The 16424-nt window shown below is 50.2% G+C and carries 16 protein-coding genes; 2 read left to right on the top strand and 14 right to left on the bottom strand.

Features of this window, described 5'->3' with window-relative positions:
• Nucleotides 1-2: 2 nt before the first annotated feature.
• The 14 genes from WC592_00420 to WC592_00355 form a co-directional block, all read right to left on the bottom strand.
• Nucleotides 3-641 (bottom strand): hypothetical protein, encoded by a 639-nt coding sequence (locus tag WC592_00420; protein MFA4980923.1) that lies wholly within the window; start codon nucleotides 639-641, stop codon nucleotides 3-5.
• Nucleotides 642-705: 64 nt separating this feature from the next.
• Nucleotides 706-1578: an NADH-quinone oxidoreductase subunit H gene (locus WC592_00415; protein ID MFA4980922.1), complete on the bottom strand. Its 873-nt coding sequence runs from the start codon at nucleotides 1576-1578 to the stop codon at nucleotides 706-708.
• 11 nt (nucleotides 1579-1589) lie between these two features.
• Nucleotides 1590-3386, bottom strand: coding sequence for a proton-conducting transporter membrane subunit (locus tag WC592_00410; GenBank protein ID MFA4980921.1), 1797 nt, complete (start codon nucleotides 3384-3386; stop codon nucleotides 1590-1592).
• Between the two features lie 182 nt (nucleotides 3387-3568).
• Nucleotides 3569-4561, bottom strand: coding sequence for a UDP-3-O-(3-hydroxymyristoyl)glucosamine N-acyltransferase (gene lpxD / locus WC592_00405; protein ID MFA4980920.1), 993 nt, complete (start codon nucleotides 4559-4561; stop codon nucleotides 3569-3571).
• A gap of 35 nt (nucleotides 4562-4596) precedes the next feature.
• A complete protein-coding gene (locus WC592_00400; GenBank protein ID MFA4980919.1) occupies nucleotides 4597-5859 on the bottom strand; it encodes a DEAD/DEAH box helicase in 1263 nt (420 codons plus the stop codon).
• Between the two features lie 165 nt (nucleotides 5860-6024).
• The gene (locus WC592_00395) at nucleotides 6025-6231 is read right to left on the bottom strand and encodes a cold shock domain-containing protein (GenBank protein MFA4980918.1); all 207 of its coding nucleotides are present in this window, start codon (nucleotides 6229-6231) and stop codon (nucleotides 6025-6027) included.
• Nucleotides 6232-6466: 235 nt separating this feature from the next.
• Nucleotides 6467-7321, bottom strand: coding sequence for a class I SAM-dependent methyltransferase (locus tag WC592_00390; protein MFA4980917.1), 855 nt, complete (start codon nucleotides 7319-7321; stop codon nucleotides 6467-6469).
• Entirely contained in the window at nucleotides 7318-8031 is a 714-nt protein-coding gene (locus WC592_00385) for a class I SAM-dependent methyltransferase (protein MFA4980916.1), read from the bottom strand. Before WC592_00385 ends, WC592_00390 begins: the two co-directional genes overlap by 4 nt.
• Before the next feature lies 1 nt (nucleotide 8032).
• Complete coding sequence (locus WC592_00380) at nucleotides 8033-8218, bottom strand: DUF2892 domain-containing protein (protein ID MFA4980915.1); 186 nt, start codon at nucleotides 8216-8218, stop codon at nucleotides 8033-8035.
• A 61-nt stretch (nucleotides 8219-8279) separates the two neighbouring features.
• On the bottom strand, nucleotides 8280-9572 hold the full coding sequence (locus WC592_00375) for a hypothetical protein (GenBank protein MFA4980914.1): 1293 nt from the start codon (nucleotides 9570-9572) through the stop codon (nucleotides 8280-8282).
• Between the two features lie 8 nt (nucleotides 9573-9580).
• Nucleotides 9581-10372, bottom strand: a complete 792-nt coding sequence (locus tag WC592_00370) for an outer membrane lipoprotein-sorting protein (GenBank protein ID MFA4980913.1) — start codon at nucleotides 10370-10372, stop codon at nucleotides 9581-9583.
• The gene (locus tag WC592_00365) at nucleotides 10369-12702 is read right to left on the bottom strand and encodes an MMPL family transporter (protein ID MFA4980912.1); all 2334 of its coding nucleotides are present in this window, start codon (nucleotides 12700-12702) and stop codon (nucleotides 10369-10371) included. The genes WC592_00370 and WC592_00365 overlap by 4 nt, the downstream gene beginning before the upstream one ends.
• Nucleotides 12699-13004, bottom strand: a complete 306-nt coding sequence (locus WC592_00360; GenBank protein MFA4980911.1) for a metalloregulator ArsR/SmtB family transcription factor — start codon at nucleotides 13002-13004, stop codon at nucleotides 12699-12701. Before WC592_00360 ends, WC592_00365 begins: the two co-directional genes overlap by 4 nt.
• 217 nt (nucleotides 13005-13221) lie before the next feature.
• A complete protein-coding gene (locus WC592_00355; GenBank protein ID MFA4980910.1) occupies nucleotides 13222-14508 on the bottom strand; it encodes an ATP-binding protein in 1287 nt (428 codons plus the stop codon).
• Between the two features lie 167 nt (nucleotides 14509-14675).
• On the opposite strand from WC592_00355, the gene WC592_00350 reads away from it, so the two are divergent.
• Together WC592_00350 and WC592_00345 are read left to right on the top strand one after the other, a co-directional pair.
• Entirely contained in the window at nucleotides 14676-15836 is a 1161-nt protein-coding gene (locus tag WC592_00350; GenBank protein ID MFA4980909.1) for a Fic family protein, read from the top strand.
• 82 nt (nucleotides 15837-15918) lie between these two features.
• Nucleotides 15919-16323 carry an ORF6N domain-containing protein gene (locus tag WC592_00345; protein ID MFA4980908.1) on the top strand — a complete coding sequence of 135 codons (405 nt, stop codon included), beginning with the start codon at nucleotides 15919-15921 and terminating at the stop codon, nucleotides 16321-16323.
• Nucleotides 16324-16424: the final 101 nt, after the last annotated feature.

Here is a 16424-nt window from a genome sequence, read left to right as displayed (position 1 = left end):
GTCTATCCTTTTAACGATTTCATCTTAGAGGTATCGATGTGCGTAAAGAGCCTGTTCACTTTATATATGAATATTTCCAATATTATAACGAAGACGAAGACGTCGAAAAAGAGCGCGATCTCGACGAAGAACGGCATGCCGCCGGCTATGGCCGCCGCGGCGAGAAATATGCCGTTTTCCATAACCAGGAGCCCGATGATCTGGCCGAATGCCTTCATCCGGCTTACCATTATGAAGAAACCGACGCACAGCGCCGTTATCGAAACTACGAACGCCGCGGATTCCGGAGAATTCCCGAGCGACATCGCGTTATGGGCAAAAAGATACGAAAGGTACGCGAAGATGAGCGCTATGACAAGCGAGATCTGGGGATTCACCAGGAGGCCCAGGTCCTCTTCCGCTTTGATGCGCCGCATAATGCGAAGAAGTACGAACGGGATGACCACCGCTTTAAGCGCGAAGACCAGGCCGCATACGACAAAGAGCTCAAGATGATTCTGGTTATATGCCATATAAAATGTGTAAAGGAATAAGAATACGGACTGGATCCTGAACGTCCGGATGAGCGCCGTGATCCTCTTCGCGGTCACGAGGAGAAAGGTTACTATCAAAAAACCGCTAAGTATGAATGTGAGTGTCATTTCTTATCCCGCTATTTGTCCTGCTCGGGGCGGGATTCCGCCCCGACGATTATAACCATGGGCTTCATAGCCCCAGGCCCGCCGCGATCGTTGCGATGAGCGCTACAAAAAAAGAAAAAGTCAGAAAATCCACCACCCTGAAGAGCCGCATCTTTGCCACCGATATTTCTACGAGCGCAAAGACTAAAGCGATCACCGCTATTTTGACCGCAAATTGCGGCCATGCCGGGCATAAGGCGGCAGGCGCTATAAAAAAGAAGGTGATCAGAGTAAAGAACGCCATCTGTTTTATATGGCTTGCCAATTCTATGAGCGCCAGCGACCTGCCCGAATATTCGAGCACCATCGCCTCGTGGACCATCGTCAATTCCAGATGCGTCTCCCGGTTGTCCACAGGTATCCGCGAAGTCTCGGCGAGCGCGACCATCGAGAGCGCGAATCCCGCCAGAACGTTCGAGATCCTGAATCCGTCCCCGCCGCCCATGCACAGGACAAATACGGCGATGAAAGCCGCCGGCTCGGCAAAACTTGAAATGAACATCTCCCGGGACGAACCCATCCCGCCGAACGAGGAGCCTGCGTCGAGACCGGCCAGGGCCAGGAAGAAGCGTCCCAGGCCCAGCACAAATAGCGCGGCTATGAGGATCGCCAGGCCGTCATTCATTAAAGGCGCCTTGCCCGCGGCTAAGATCATTGTAAGCGCGCATACGCTCGAGGCAAAGACTATGACAGGCGCCGCGTAAAATATCCACGACGCGTTATTTGAAACGACCTCATCCTTCAGGAAAAGTTTGCGCGCGTCTAAGTAGGGTTGGAATATGGTCGGCCCTTTCCGCATGCGGAGGTTGTTTTTGATCTTTCGTATGACGCCGCTCACGAGCGGCGCGGCGAGCGCCAGCAGAACCGTCTTCCATATGACCGCGATAATATTATCCATATTTATCATAGTTAGAAGACCGCCGTGATTATCAGCAACGTCGCCAGGGTGATGAAGATATAAAGGATATACAGATGTATGCTCCCCGGCTGCAGCTTGCGTATCTTGACCGCTGCCTGGTAGACCATGCGCACCAGCGGGTCGTAAAAATAATTTTTAAATACCAGGGTAGTATGCGTCTCGTATGTAAATTTGCGGATATGGTAGAAAGAATCTCTTATCTTCTCGCTCTTCCGGTATGGCAACAGGAAAAAGCTGAACGCTATCCTGAACGGCTTCGAGAATGCGGTCGCCGTATATTCGTTACGGCTGTCGAGGGCATAATATCCGCAATCCCACGTATTGTAGCGGACCTGTTTTCGGCGTAACCCGAATTTGAACCACAGGAAGATCACACCTCCTATAACAAGTAATGCCGCCGCGATCATCGGAGGCAGGGCCGATACGAGATGAAAAGGCCCCGCGGCCTTTTCCATCCCAAGCGCATCCTGTGAAACTCCCATGATCAAGGGCGCGACAAATCCTGCCCCCATGCCGAATACCACCACACCAACGGCCAATAGCGCCATGCCTGCCTTCATCGAAAATGAAACCTCTTTCGATTCCCGGGCGCGCTTACTCCGCGGCATGGCAAGGAATGCGATGCCGAACGCCTTAACGAAACAGGCCGCCGCGAGACCGCTCGTCAGGGCCAACACCGCCGCGGACAGGACCATAAATATCTTTACGGCCCCCTGCGACTGCAGGACGCCCAAGAAGAACGCCTGGAAGGTGAGCCACTCGCTGACAAATCCGTTCAAGGGGGGAAGCGCGGAGATGCCCATTGCCCCGACCAGGAAAAAGAAGGCGGTCTGCGGCATAGTCTTGATAAGGCCTCCCATCTTCTCCATGTCGCGCAGCCCCGTCGCCTTAAATACGCTCCCCGAACAAAGGAATAGAAGCCCTTTAAATAACGCGTGGTTTATCAGATGGTACAGCCCTGCGCACATGGCCAGCGCCGCGACGGCGCCTAAGCCGAGGTTCCCGAAAAAGATGGCGGCGCCTACGCCCAAAAGGATTATCCCGATATTCTCGACGCTATGATAGGCCAGCAATTTCTTCAGGTCGTGGTCCATGAGGGCATATATTACGCCGACAAGGCACGATATCATTCCGAGGACCAAAATAAGCGCGCCCCACCACGCGGATCCGGGGCCCAGAAGCGTCACAAAGAAACGTATCATGCCGTATATCGCGATCTTTATCATCACGCCCGACATTATGCTCGAGACGTGGCTCGGCGCTTGAGGATGCGCGTAAGGCAGCCAGATATGTAAAGGCACGACGCCCGCCTTCGTCGAAAATCCGGTCAATAGAAGCAGGAAGACGACATTGCGTATTTGGGGAGGCATTACTGCGGCCCCCTGAATGACCGCGGAAAAATCGAAGGAATTACTGTAATTATAAAGGGTGAAGAAGGCCGCCATGAGACAGGCTGTGCCCACATGGGTCATGATGAAGTATATCGTGCCGGCCTGTATGGACCTTTCATGCTTATAGTCGGATACTACGAGAAAATATGAAGCGAGCGACATCAGCTCCCAGAATATGAGGAATGAGAAGAGGTTGCCTGCGGTTACTACGAGGCACATCGATATTATGAATGCCGCCAGGAGCGCCCAGTCGAGCAGTTTCTTCCCCATCGATTCGCCGCTCATATAACCTATCGAAAATATCGCCGAGGGTATCGAAACGAAACCTATGACCGCAAGGAAGAATATTGCCAGGGGATCCAAAAGAAAGAGTTCTTTTGATAAAAAATTTATCATATTAATTTCAGGCGCTTTTAAGCGCAAAAAACCTTCGCTATCAGGCATCGCCTAATTAGCAAAGGTTTCTCTTTATTCACGATCCAGACCCACCTTCAAACTTGGGACTACTACAACGTTATCGGCTCATATTTTACCGCTTTTTCACCAAAAATCAAGACAAATCCGGGTCCGGGCGGGGCCTATTTTATAGACTTTGATACGGCTTTGAAGTTTTTGGTGAGCCACGATAGGACGGCCATCTGTTTTTTTGTCTGGTTGATCGGCCTTGCCGGCATTCCCCATACGACAGAGTTCTTTTTTATGTCTCCTATGACGGCGCTGCCGCCGCCTATAGTCACATTATCTCCTATCGATACATTATCGACCACCCCTACTTTGCCGGCCATAGTGACGTCGTTGCCGATGACCGTGCTGCCGGATATGCCGCACTGGGCCGCTATAAGGACATTCTTACCGATCTTGACATTATGCGCGATCTGGCAGAGATTATCTATCTTTGTTCCCGAGCCTATTATGGTATCGCTCAAAGAGCCGCGATCTATGGTGGTATTGGCGCCGATCTCGACACCATCTCCGACGATAACAGACCCAAGCTGAGGAAATTTATAGATATTGCCGTCATCTTTTACATAACCGAACCCATCCGACCCTATTACAACCCCGGCATGCAGGATGACGTTCTTCCCCAGCTTCGTATTCTCATAAAGTGTAACATTCGGATAGATGTGGGAAAATGCCCCGATCGCGGAATTCTTCTTCACTACGGAGTTCGATTCGATAATAGTATGATCGCCTATGTCAACGGCATCCTCCACCACCACCCCGGGCCCTATCCAGACATTGTTCCCGATATGCGCGGAAGCCGAGACGACCGCCGTGGAATGCACAAAAGCGTTCTTGATCTCCTTCGTGTGAAATTTATTATAGATAATGAGAAAAGAGAGCTTCGGGTTTTTTACCCTTATCAGAGGCTTGGTAGATTTTCTAAGGCGGTCGTCGGTCAGGACGCAGGAGACGTCGCTGTCCTCGGCGCTTTTTAAATGCGCCTCATCCACGGCAAAGGTGAGATCTCCCAGACGGGCGGACTCTATGCCGCTCAATCCCGTGATATTTATATCGTCGTCGCCTTCGGATACTCCCTTTACCAATATAGCCAACTCTTTGATCTTCACCCCGCCCCTTCCTTTCCTTTTAAATCATGAAATGGTTACCCGGTATGTCTTTTCGGACGGTGGAATTGCGCCGCGAAGTGGTGTTTCCTGCGGTGAAATCCGCCGGGCCTCGCGCCGCTCCCGCGGACGCCCTGCGGTAAATTCTGGCTTGAGACGAAGCTCTCCGTAGCGAATTCCGGATGCTTTGAGATCGGCAATACAGTCTTGATTATCCGTTCGATGCTCTTAATGTCGTCTTTCTGGTCCGGCGTGGCGAACGATATGGCGCGCCCTTCGCGCCCGGCCCTTGCCGTCCTGCCTATGCGGTGCACGTAATTTTCGGCGTCTTCCGGGAGATCGTAGTTGATGACGAGCTCTATCCCTGTGACATCGATGCCCCTGGAGGCTATGTCCGTCGCGACAAGCACCCTGTATTTCCCGTTCTTAAAACCTTCCAGCGCCTCTTTTCTCTGGCCGAGCGAACGGTTTGAATGTATCTCGGCGGCGGAATGTCCCATCCCTCTTATTAAACGCGTGATCTTCGCCGCGCCTATCTTCGTTCTGGTGAACAACAGGACCGAACCGTTATACTGATTCAGCAATTTACCTAAAAGCGGCCGTTTCGAGTCTCTTTTTACTATAAAGAGCTCCTGAATAACACGCTCGGCTGTCGTGCCGGAGGGCGCAACTTCTATATTGATGGGAAGCTTCATGTGCGCCGTGCCTATCGATATGATCTCCGTAGGTATCGTCGCGGAAAACAGCATCGTCTGCCGGTCCTTAGGCACATATTTCAATATCTGCTCGATCTGCGGCAGGAATCCCATATCGAGCATGCGGTCCGCTTCGTCCAGGACCAGTATGCTCATAAACGCGAGAAGAATGTTGCGCTGACCTATATGATCGACAAGCCGGCCCGGTGTGGCTATTATGATGCGCGGGCTCTTCCTCAGCGCCTGTATCTGCAGATGCATGGAAGCTCCGCCAATGATTACAGCCGACTTCATGCCGAATAGCGGCGCCAGTTTCTGGAATGTCTCGTCGACCTGTATGGCAAGTTCCCTGGTAGGCACAAGCACCAGGCAGTTGCCTTTTCTCTGGGACAGGCGCTGGATGATCGGTATGGCGAAAGCCAATGTCTTACCGGTCCCGGTCTGCGCCACCCCTATGATGTCCTTACCCTCTAACGCGACAGGGATAGCCTTGTGCTGTATAGGCGTCGGAACGGTGAATTTCATACGGTCCAGGATCTCAAGGATCTTCGGCGCTATGCCAAGACCGTAAAAAGAAGCGTTCGAATGTTGGATCTGCTGCGTCATCTTTAACACCTCGCGAATGAGGCTGTATACAGCCCTTTTGATATTGCGGCCTGCTGGTGGACATGGCAATAAGACTCTGAGTTATACATGCTCAACGTCTGCTTGCAGCCGGGGAACCGGCACACCCTGTGTTTTTTGTTAGTTTTTATCTTTTTCGACATGATATCACTGTTGGACCACGCGCACATCTATGGCGCGCGGACCCTTATCGCTCTTCTCGACTTCAAATTCGACCTGCTGGTCGTCGTTCAATGCCGTAAAAACTACGTCTATCAGGCTGGATTGATGGAAAAATATCTCCCTGCCGTCCGTATCGTCTATAAACCCGAAGCCCCTGTCGCGCACGAGCTTCTTTATCTTTCCTTTGTGCATTTTAACGGTCCTTTCTGTTGGTCCGGCCACGGTTGAGCTAAAAACAAAAGGCCGCCCGGCAAATAAACGCTCACCAAGCGGCAAAAAGACGATTATCGGTCATGGCTTATCTTACCACGTTCTCCCCCGCCTGTCCATCTTTATCTGAAAATAGCCTGCTTCGGAGGGTTTCTCTATCCGGCAGGTTTTTGCCGAACCTATTGATATATTTGGGGTTAAGAAACAAGCGCGATCCTCAACCCTTGGTAAATATGAGTATATCCATCTTATCGGCGGAATCCTTCCTCCCGCACCAGGACCCGTAATGAATAGGCGATTGTGTTATAAATCCATGCCGGGCGAAGAGTTCTTTCACGAAATTTTCGTCATACGCTATGATGCTTTCCTGTATATCCTTGTCGTCCACCCTGTAGATATCATTGCCTGTCCGGCGGAAGGTATGGCCGGCCTTGCCTTTATTCATCAGATCGATAGATTCCGGGTTCAGCAGGAAAAATGTAACGAAACACCGCCCGGATCTTTTGGTGACGCGGCTTATTTCAGACACATAATGCTCCATGTCCTCAGGGAGCATGTGAGTAAAAACAGACAGGAGAAAGACCATGTCAAACGAATCGCTTTGGTACGGGAATACATAATCCCGCGCTTTGTAACGGCCTGTCCGGTTATAGAATTTATTATATACATCCGAGTGCGTAAAACGGAAGTTGGGATATCGCGCCGAGATGTGCCGGGAGCACCATTTTATATTATACCCGATGACGTCGAACCCTTCATATCTCCCGTTCTTTGTTAAATATCCGGTGAGCGGGATCGCCAGCCTTCCTATGCCGCACCCGACGTCAAGCACGGCGTCCCCCGGGGCCAGGCCGCCCAGGTCTACGAGATGGCTAAGCAGCCTCCGGCCGCTATCCTTAAAATTCCCGGAACCGGACCCATAGTTCCCCCCTATGGCCCATCGGGGCGGCCGCAGTTCGCCGTCTCTCTTGAATATCGATTCAAAAATATCCAGAGGCGCAAAGAGCGCCTGCCTTATAAATTTCTTAAAGGATGACGGCAAGAACCATTTGACCTTCTCGGCGATATTCATGCGAGACTCCTGCAGAGCAAGTAGCAATTATAACCGAAAAATCTCGCGGCCATGACAGGCATGATCCTCAAAAGGGCCTCTTTCGGTAAATATCTAAGGGCAGCCTTCCTGCCGTATTGGTATTCGTACATCTGGTACGATATGTTCGCGAGGGCCTGCGATAATACCTCGAGGCGGGAGGTCTGCGCGAGTCTCCTTATCGTCTTATACGAATACGGATTGATATGGCCGATCGGGCCGGGGACATAGTCTCTTTTAAATCTCATCGTGTCTTCCAGCGGCACCTCTATGAAGACATACCTCGCCACGCGGGCCGCTTCATACAGCAGAATCCTCGGGAACTCCAGATGCTCCACGACGTGGCTTAAGATAGCCAGGTCAAAGGCCTTGTCCTCATAAGGTACCGCGTATCCGTCGAAGAGCTTAGCCTCCGCCAATGACCCGATCTTCCTTGCGCGTATGGCCTCGAGGCCGCTCTTGGACACTTCGAGCGAATACAGGGCGTCGCAAAATTTAATATCCGACAGCCTTTCCAGCACGGCCCCCTCGCCCGAACCGATGTCCAATACCCGTCCGTGCGGATACTTGGAGCAGGCGGCAAGTATGTGGTCTACCGAATCCGCCGCGGCCAGGCCCCTCCACTGCGAGCTGCCGTCGTAATAATTATCGTAGTTTTCCCTGATGTCGAAGCTTATCGTCTGTGTTTTCATTTTATGCGATACCCATTTTTTTAATTACCCACATCATCGGGCACCAGTTCGTAAAAGCGGATTGCAGAAGATTAAGCCCCACAAAAGCCGTAAACCATAACCACAGCGGGCTAATATAGTACGCAAGCGCGAGGCTCCCGAGAATAAAAGATCCCGCTATGCCCCTTAATATTCTTTCAGCCATCATATACCTCCAAGTTTATTCAGCCACTTTGTTGGCTAAGTGCCGATGTCTCTGACATCGGCCTTTAGTAGCTGTAACGCAAACGCCCGTAAATATTCGAATCGCCTTTATACTGCCCCCAATCGGCGTTATCCTGGTCCCCCAGGAATATATTACCGCCGACAACGAGGCTCCATGAGTCGGTGGCTTTCCATGAGAGCACCGGCCTTAAGTACGCGTCGTTATCGACGGGGCTGTAAAACACGAATAAAGACGCGTTGACCGTCTGGCCCGCGAAAAGTTTCGTAAGCCTCAACGTGTACTGCTGATACACCTTGTCATCCTGGTAGTCGCCGGGCAAAAGGCTTTTCTTGTAGGCGGTGTAATGCAGCATCTGGATGATGTAGTACTGGATGCCGACCTCAAGATCGTTCTTGAAACCCCGCTTATATCCGGCAAGATACTGCATGGTCGAATCCTGAACCAGCCGGTTCCTGCCATAGTCGTCCTCCTTTGAATTGAAAAGGCCGGTCTCAAAATTGGCGATACCTCCGATCATGGGGACGGGCCCCTGGACGCTCGCGCCGTAGACGTCGAGCTGGGGATAATAGAGGATGCCGGTCCGCTGATTTTCATAGCCTGCAGGGTTCTTATAGAAGCCGTGGTTATAATACAGCGCCCATTCGTAACTTTCTATCGTGCCGTAGAGCCGGAGGGCTATTTCGGTATTCTCGAACTGCGCGGCGGGTTCGTGCAGGTACCTGTCCGACTGCGCGCCGACTATCCGGCCAAAGAGCGGGTCGAAGAACGATATCCTGCCGCCGTCCGGCACTTTATTCGGCGTAAAGTACGGGATGGCGATCAGGTCAAGCGACGCGATCCTGGTAAAGAACGTGAGTTTCGCCGCGTAGGAAGGCAGTTTGAGATAGTCGTCGTCTCTTCCTATTATAAATGAGACGTAGTCTTTCGGAAATTGATCATTTATGAATATGTAGTCGCCGGTGCCCCACGTGAGTATCTGCTCGCCGATCTTAAGATCGAGAAAATCGAGCGGGGTAAAAGCCGCGTAGAGTTCCCGCGGAAGCCACCATTTCGGCCGCTCGGTATACTCGTCGATAAGGACGTCCGTCTTGAAGAATATCTCGGTGTTCCACTTCTTGAGGATATACAACTCGTCCGGAAAATAACGGAGCGTGAACTCGGCGCGCTGTTCGGCCATGTTATAGCCGTTCTTCGCCGCCAGCTTGTCGTCATTGACCTTCAACCCGATATTGGCTTCGACAAAACCATGCAGCTTCGGCATATCGGCCGCGTACGCCGCGCCAAAGGCGTACAGGATAGCCATAGCGGTAAATAAGGCGGCTCGTATCTTCATCATATTAACCCCTACTGCCCGATCCATTGCGACGGAGCCCTGCGCAGATACCGCTCCGTGAATATCCCGTCATTCAGCCCTACATCGTACTTAATATCCGTGAATTCCGTAACAGTCGAGGAGTTGGAGTTGAGGTCCGAGGCTTTCATCTTCGTTATTGTCGGATGCCCCTCTATCTCCTTGACCTCGAGGGCCTCGACGATCCGGTAGACCTTGCCGGACTTGTCATAATAATCGGCCTTCATCGGAATGAAGTTCTTCTTGTCGATGCGCGCGGTATAGTACGCGAACTCGACAGAGCCGGGATTCTTCGGCGTGTTCTTCAATTCATAGAAATCCCCTCCCGAGCCGACAAGCTCATGGTCATCCTCATCCGGATTCCTGCCTGAGATATCCTCATACCGGAAGTTCGTCCCCGCGAAACTCGACCGTTTATCGCTCGCCGCCACCCTGCGCACCAGATCGAGCGCCGGCAGATAGAGCCACCTGTCGTCGTCTCTTCCTATGTATTTCCAGACCAGGTAGCTCATATTCTTAACGTCGCTCGGTTTGTGGAAATAGACGTAATACTTCTGTTCGCCGCCGTCCGCTATATTGAGTTTAAGTATTGTAATGACCCGCTCCCGCGTCCTGCCCTGGGAATCGGTGATGACCATCCTCGCCTTCGCCCTGCCGTCTTTGCCTTCGTAATACGCCGCGTGGTTGGCGTTCTTTACGATCTCCCCGGCCGTTATTTCCGCATTAAGCGGCCCCGCCGCCATCAGGGCGGCCGCCGCGCAGAGCGGATACAGTATCTTCTTCATGACCGTTCTCCTCGTTTTTTCGGTTTTCCAAGCATCAGCGCCGGCATCGCTGTTATTATGGCCGGCAGTATTATCATCGTCGCGACGCTCGATGCAAGCATGATCAGGAACATGAATATGCCCACCGTATTATAGGGTACGAGCGGCGATAACAAGAGGGGTAAAAACCCGATGGCGATAACCAGGGCGTTGCGCATGAGGGCCCTGCCCGGGCCGCCGGACATCTTACGGGAGACCGCGAGCCAATCCGGATTCTTTTCGTAATATTCTACGGAATGCTGCAGAAAATGGATAGCGAAGTCGATCGAAAGACCGAGCGTAAGCGCGGAGAGCACCGCTACAGGCATGTCGTAATTCCTGCCCGTAAAGCCAAGCGTGGCGTAGATGAAGAGGACCGTCACGGTCATAGGGACCATCGATATCAGGCCCTTGACCGGAGATTTAAAGAGCACTATCATCATGAAGAGCACTATGACAAAACTCCCGATGAAGTTGAAGAGCATGCCGACTACCATGCGGTCCTGCCATATCATATTTATATAGGTAAGGCCCGACCAGTTATACTGAAGCGGGTACGGCGGCGGGTTGCTCCTAAAAAACTCCTCGACCTGCCTGACGACGCGCGTCATATCCCTGTTATCACCGGATCTTAGCTGCAGCCACAGGTTCAGTTTCCCGTAATCGGGGGTCACAAAATGCCAGAGATCGTCGGGCTTATGTGAGTTCTCGTACGATATCAGGCACTGCGCTACCGCCTCTTTGGTCGGAGGTATCGACGCCCGGCTCTTGTCCCCTCCGAGGAGCTCGTAATAGACCTTCTTTGTCACATCGGCCAGAGACGTCGACTTGCCGACGTCGCCTTTCCGGTAAAGGTATTGCTGCAGCTTTTCTATGTACTCAAGCATCCGCGGTTCCTTAAAGACCTCGCCGGACTTATCGCGCGCCTCGAGGATAAGATACGCGGTATAGGTGCCGCCGAAATGCCGGTTGAGGACGGTATCGGCAAGGCGTATCGGATGTTTAGCGGTAAACCATTTGACGGGGTTGTCGTTAATTTCTATCCGGGTTATCCCCCATATCGAGACGGCGATCACGGCCCCCGTGACCGCGAGAACGGCCTTCCAGCGCTTCACCGCCGTATCTTCAAACAGCGATAGTATCTTATTGGTAATGCCGCCCTCCATCTGTTTCTCCGTCTCTCCGTACCCTTTAAACCGCGACGGATCGAGCAACGTTATGAACGCGGGGATGAACGTCATCGTCAGGATCCAGGCGATAGCGACTCCGATCGCGACAAATATGCCGAAGACCTGTATTGGCGGTATCGGGGCGAAGGACAACGAGAAGAACCCCGCTACCGTCGTCAGCGACGTAAAGAGCATCGCGCTGAAGAGCCCGTTCATTACGGCGGCGATGGTCTTTGCCTTGTCGTTATATTTCTTGAACTTATCGGAGAATTCGCTCAAAATGTGGACCGAATCAAGGACCGCTATAGGCATGAGAAATATCGGTATCATCGAGCTCATGATGTGTATGGGAAACCCCATCCCTACCAGGAGCCCCATCGTCATGACGACCACAACGCCGGCCAGTATCATGGGCGCGATTACAAGCTGTATATTCCTGAAGAAGAGGAGCAGCAGAAGAAATATGATAAGCATCGCCGCGGGGGCCGAGACGGCCATCTGGACGAACATCTCCCGGCCAAAAGCGTCCTCGGCGAGCGGCAGCCCGGTCATGTAATATTTTTCGCCGCCTTTAAAGCCCGAAACGAAGGAGCGTATCTTCTTCGATACGGCATAACTGAGATCTTTTGACTTTATCGGGACGTAAATGCAGAGCGCTTTCCCGTCTTGCGATACGACCGTATTATAGAAGAGCGGGTTCTCCATGGCCCTGGCTCCTATCTTAGCGGCGTCTTCTTCCTTATACGGCGGTTCTTTCATAAGCCATTTGAAACTGACGGTCCCGGGCCCCGCTTGCTCGATATCATCCTTAGTGGTCGGGCTGATGAGCTCATAGGCTATAACGCCGTCCAGGCTCTTCGCGTACTCTGAAATACGGTATATCTTATCCAATGTCCGCGGATTAAAGACGCCGCGGCTGTCCTGTTCATTCACTATGCCGAGCACGACATGGTCGTAGAGGACGAATTCTTTCTTTATCTCTTTATGAAATACGCGGACGAACTCCTTCTCCGGAAGCATGTTCTCGGGATCCGTGTCGATCTTGACCTTAAGGAACTGCGCCGCGGCCAGCAATGTCAAAACCGCTGTGGCCGCTATGACGAGTTTCGGCCGCCGCATTGAAAAACCGATGATCCCTCTCATATCCCCTCTTTCCCGGCGCACTTCTTCATGCACGCCATGACCTTCAGGACATTTTTATTCCGTATCGAATAGAATACCCTGTTATCCCGCTTCTCGGACAAGAGCACTCCCCGCGCCTTCATGGCCAAGAGGTGCTGGCTTGTCATCGACTGAGTGAGCCCCACCCCTTTTTGCAGTTCTGAGACGGAGAGCTCTTTCCTGCAGGCCAGGAGCATCAATATCTTCAGGCGATCCCGGTGGGCGATGCTCTTAAGCGCGAAAGCCATGTCCGCTATTTCCGCGTTGCCGTTTCTTCTTCGCATAGGCATAAGTATATTGCAATATTCTAATATTGTCAAGCATTATTTTTGCGCCGTCTGCGCGCGGGGTTTATAACTCTGCGGACGTCCTACTTTGTGACACCCTGCTCTGCAGGGTGTACCTAAATAGGACGTCTATAAACCTTGGTGTAGTCAATATAGGCGGGTAAAGTCCGGCCTGCCGAGTACCTTCATTATTTTGTGATAATATCGATGCGGTCTATTTCGAGCTTGATTGGAGGAGATGCTCTAAACTATAAGGGAGAATAAAATTTACCCGGGTATAGCTCAATTTTACATTCTTTTCTAAAGACAGGTTTACAACGATCGCTTTTGATGGTTTATACTTATCAATAAACGCCCTTAGGCCTTTGGTAATGTCCGGAGAGTTAAGCTCAGCTGCCTTTACCTCGATTGGTGTAATATGGCCATGGTAATCCTTGAGGATAAAATCTACTTCGGCCTTGTCCTTTGTGCGCCAGTAATTGACTGCCGTCTGGGGTTGCCTTACTAGAGATGCGGCTACAAAATTCTCCAGAAGCTTTCCTTTGTCCCTGTTTTCAGAAAATGGCGCAAAATATTTCACGGCAAGATTGCGCAGCCCCGGATCGGCAAAATATACCTTGGGCATCTTGGTCAATTCTTTTCGCGCATTGGTAAAATATGGACGGGCCAAGTTTATTACAAATGTATTCTCAAGCGCGAAAAGATAATTTTCGGCGGTTCTGAAATTGAGGCCAAGAGTTGCGCTTATTTCGTGAAGGTTTACAAGGCCTCCTATTTGATCGCCAAGCAGCGCGACCATTTTTGAAAACGCTATCGGACTCTTCACCTTCATGAAGCCGACAATGTCCTTTTCTATATAGCTTGAGTATATTTCATTCAGGATAGCCATGCGATCTTCATTATTCTTAGCCGATACAAGCCGCGGATATCCTCCAAAGACCAGGAAATCATGCATATGCTCTATTATCTTCCTTTTATTCACACCTGACATATCATCTCTATTAAGAGGATTTGTAAGAGTAGGCGCGTAATGGCTTATATATTCTGAGAACGAAAAAGGCCAGAGATGGAAAATGCGCTTTCGTCCGGTCAAAGATTCGGACACCCTGGATCTTATCTCAAGCGATGATGATCCACTGACGATTATCTTAACGGGGAGTTTTATATCGTAAATACCTTTAAGAAATCTTCCCGGATCGGTTAATCGCTGGACCTCGTCTATAAATACATAAAGGAATTTGTGCTGGGCTATCTCTTCCCGAAGATATTTAATAAAATCTCCCTGACTCTGAAGGTTTGTGAAATCATTTATAAGATCCAGATTAAAAAATAATATTTGGGTCTCTTTTATACCGCAGCTATTAATGAGCCATTCTTTTAGTTGTAAAAGAAGCGTGGTCTTGCCTGTCTGACGCGCGCCGGTAACAACCGTCACTTCACGCTCTTTAAGGTGCGCGGATACATCCTTGAATATTTCCCGAGTAACTAATCTTTTATCCATGATACAAGTATAGCACGAGTTTTAATGTAGTCAAGTGCATTATTAGTATTAAGTAGGCCCGGGGTAGCTAAAGGTCTGCGTAGCTCTAATTGAAGAAAATGCTTGACTTCTTCAATTACGATTTGTACAATTGAAGTCAACTTCAATAGCACGAAAGGGGAATTTATATGGATAACGATGCCTTCAGGGATAGCTCGGCTGGTAAAGTAATCAATACTCAAAAAGGATACTTTGCTTTTATTCCCAATCCGTTGCCTCCAAAAATTACTTATGATGAAAGTTTTGTACAATTGTTGTCTGAGGCAAGCCGGAATCTGGGAAATCTGAACGGTGTAGGAATGCAGCTGCCCAATCCGGCGCTTTTGATTATTCCATACGTTAGGAAAGAGGCTGTCCTAAGTTCCAGGATAGAAGGTACCCAGACATCTCTTTCGGAATTATTCTATTTTGAAGCAGCCCGTAAGGCCGAGCAGAAAAAAGAGGCCGGCAGGACAGATGTGCTGGAAGTCGTCAATTATGTCAAGGCCGTCGATTATGGGATTAAAAGACTCGGTACATTGCCAATATCGCTGCGCCTTATTAAAGAAATACACTCTATTCTCATGAAAGGTGTAAGAGGTCAGCATTTGACACCGGGAGAATTCCGCAAAAGTCAAAATTGGATCGGTCCCGGAGGCTGCACTCTTAATGATGCAACCTATGTACCGCCTCCCGTTGAAGCAATGAAAGATGCGTTAAGCGATCTTGAAAAGTTTATTCACAATAGAGACGCCCTCGACGGACTGGTGCAGTGCGCGGTAACGCATTATCAATTTGAAGCGATACATCCATTTCTCGATGGCAACGGAAGGATGGGCAGGTTATTAACCATGATTTTTTTGTGCGAAAGAGAATATTTGAAATATCCTTTGTTGTGCTTAAGCGCTTATTTCGATAGGAATCGTAGCCAGTATTACGAGAGGCTTCTTGGCGTAAGCCAGAGAGGAGACTGGCCAGGATGGATTAAATTCTTCTTAAAAGCGATAGCGGATGAGTCGAAGAATGCTGTCGAAAATTCAAGGGCCATACTCGCCTTGTTGGATAATTACAGGAAACGGGTTGAGCAAAAAAGACCTTCCATGTATGTGTTTAAATTGCTCGACCTTATATCAAAAAATCCATACATAAGCATACCAAGAACCGCTGAGGCGCTTAAGACCTCGTTCCATACGGCCAAGGCTGCCGTAGAGAAGTTAGAGTCGATGAATATACTAACTGAAACTACGGATAAAGAACGCGGGAAGATATACTGCGCGGAAGAACTATTAAAAATATTTGACCCGAAGTAACTCCTGCTTGTGCAGACCTGACTAGTGGGGCCATCCCACTTAAATTTGGGGGACACAATACCTAATTCAACTGAATTAAATAATGTGTCCCGTGAGATCTCCTAAAGAATTTATGTTTCAACTTACCGATGAGGAATGGAAGGAACTGGTGCCAATTTGGCACCAGTTCAAAACAAGGAAACATTCTTACATATTACCGTTTGCATTCACTGAACATGATGTAGCTATGCTTTCAAGCGTGCTAAATAGGACGTCTGTCAACTTACTAATTCTCAAAACACGCAAGACAAATAAAATAGCCGTAACCAGTCGTGTTATCAACTTGTTACGGCTAAAGGGCTGGTATTTAACCAGTTACTACTTTTATATGGCGGCGGATAAATTTTTCGTCGGAAGGTACCTTCCGACATTATCTATCGAGCGCTCCCTTTACCAATTGGCGGGGACGACGGGGGTGTGTGACGTGAAGTGGTCTCTCCGTCGGTAAATTGGTGTGAATTTTTCGCAGCGTGACAATTTCGTGACAAAATCCCATCCCATCGTATTGTAGGGCACACTTTAGTGTGCCCTATCGTTATTGCGAGCGAA

This window comes from Candidatus Omnitrophota bacterium (assembly GCA_041648975.1).
Taxonomy (GTDB): Bacteria; Omnitrophota; Gorgyraeia; order 2-01-FULL-45-10; family 2-01-FULL-45-10; genus JAQUSE01.
Note: the sequence above shows the minus strand (reverse complement) of the source record. Positions and strands in the feature narration are given on the sequence as shown.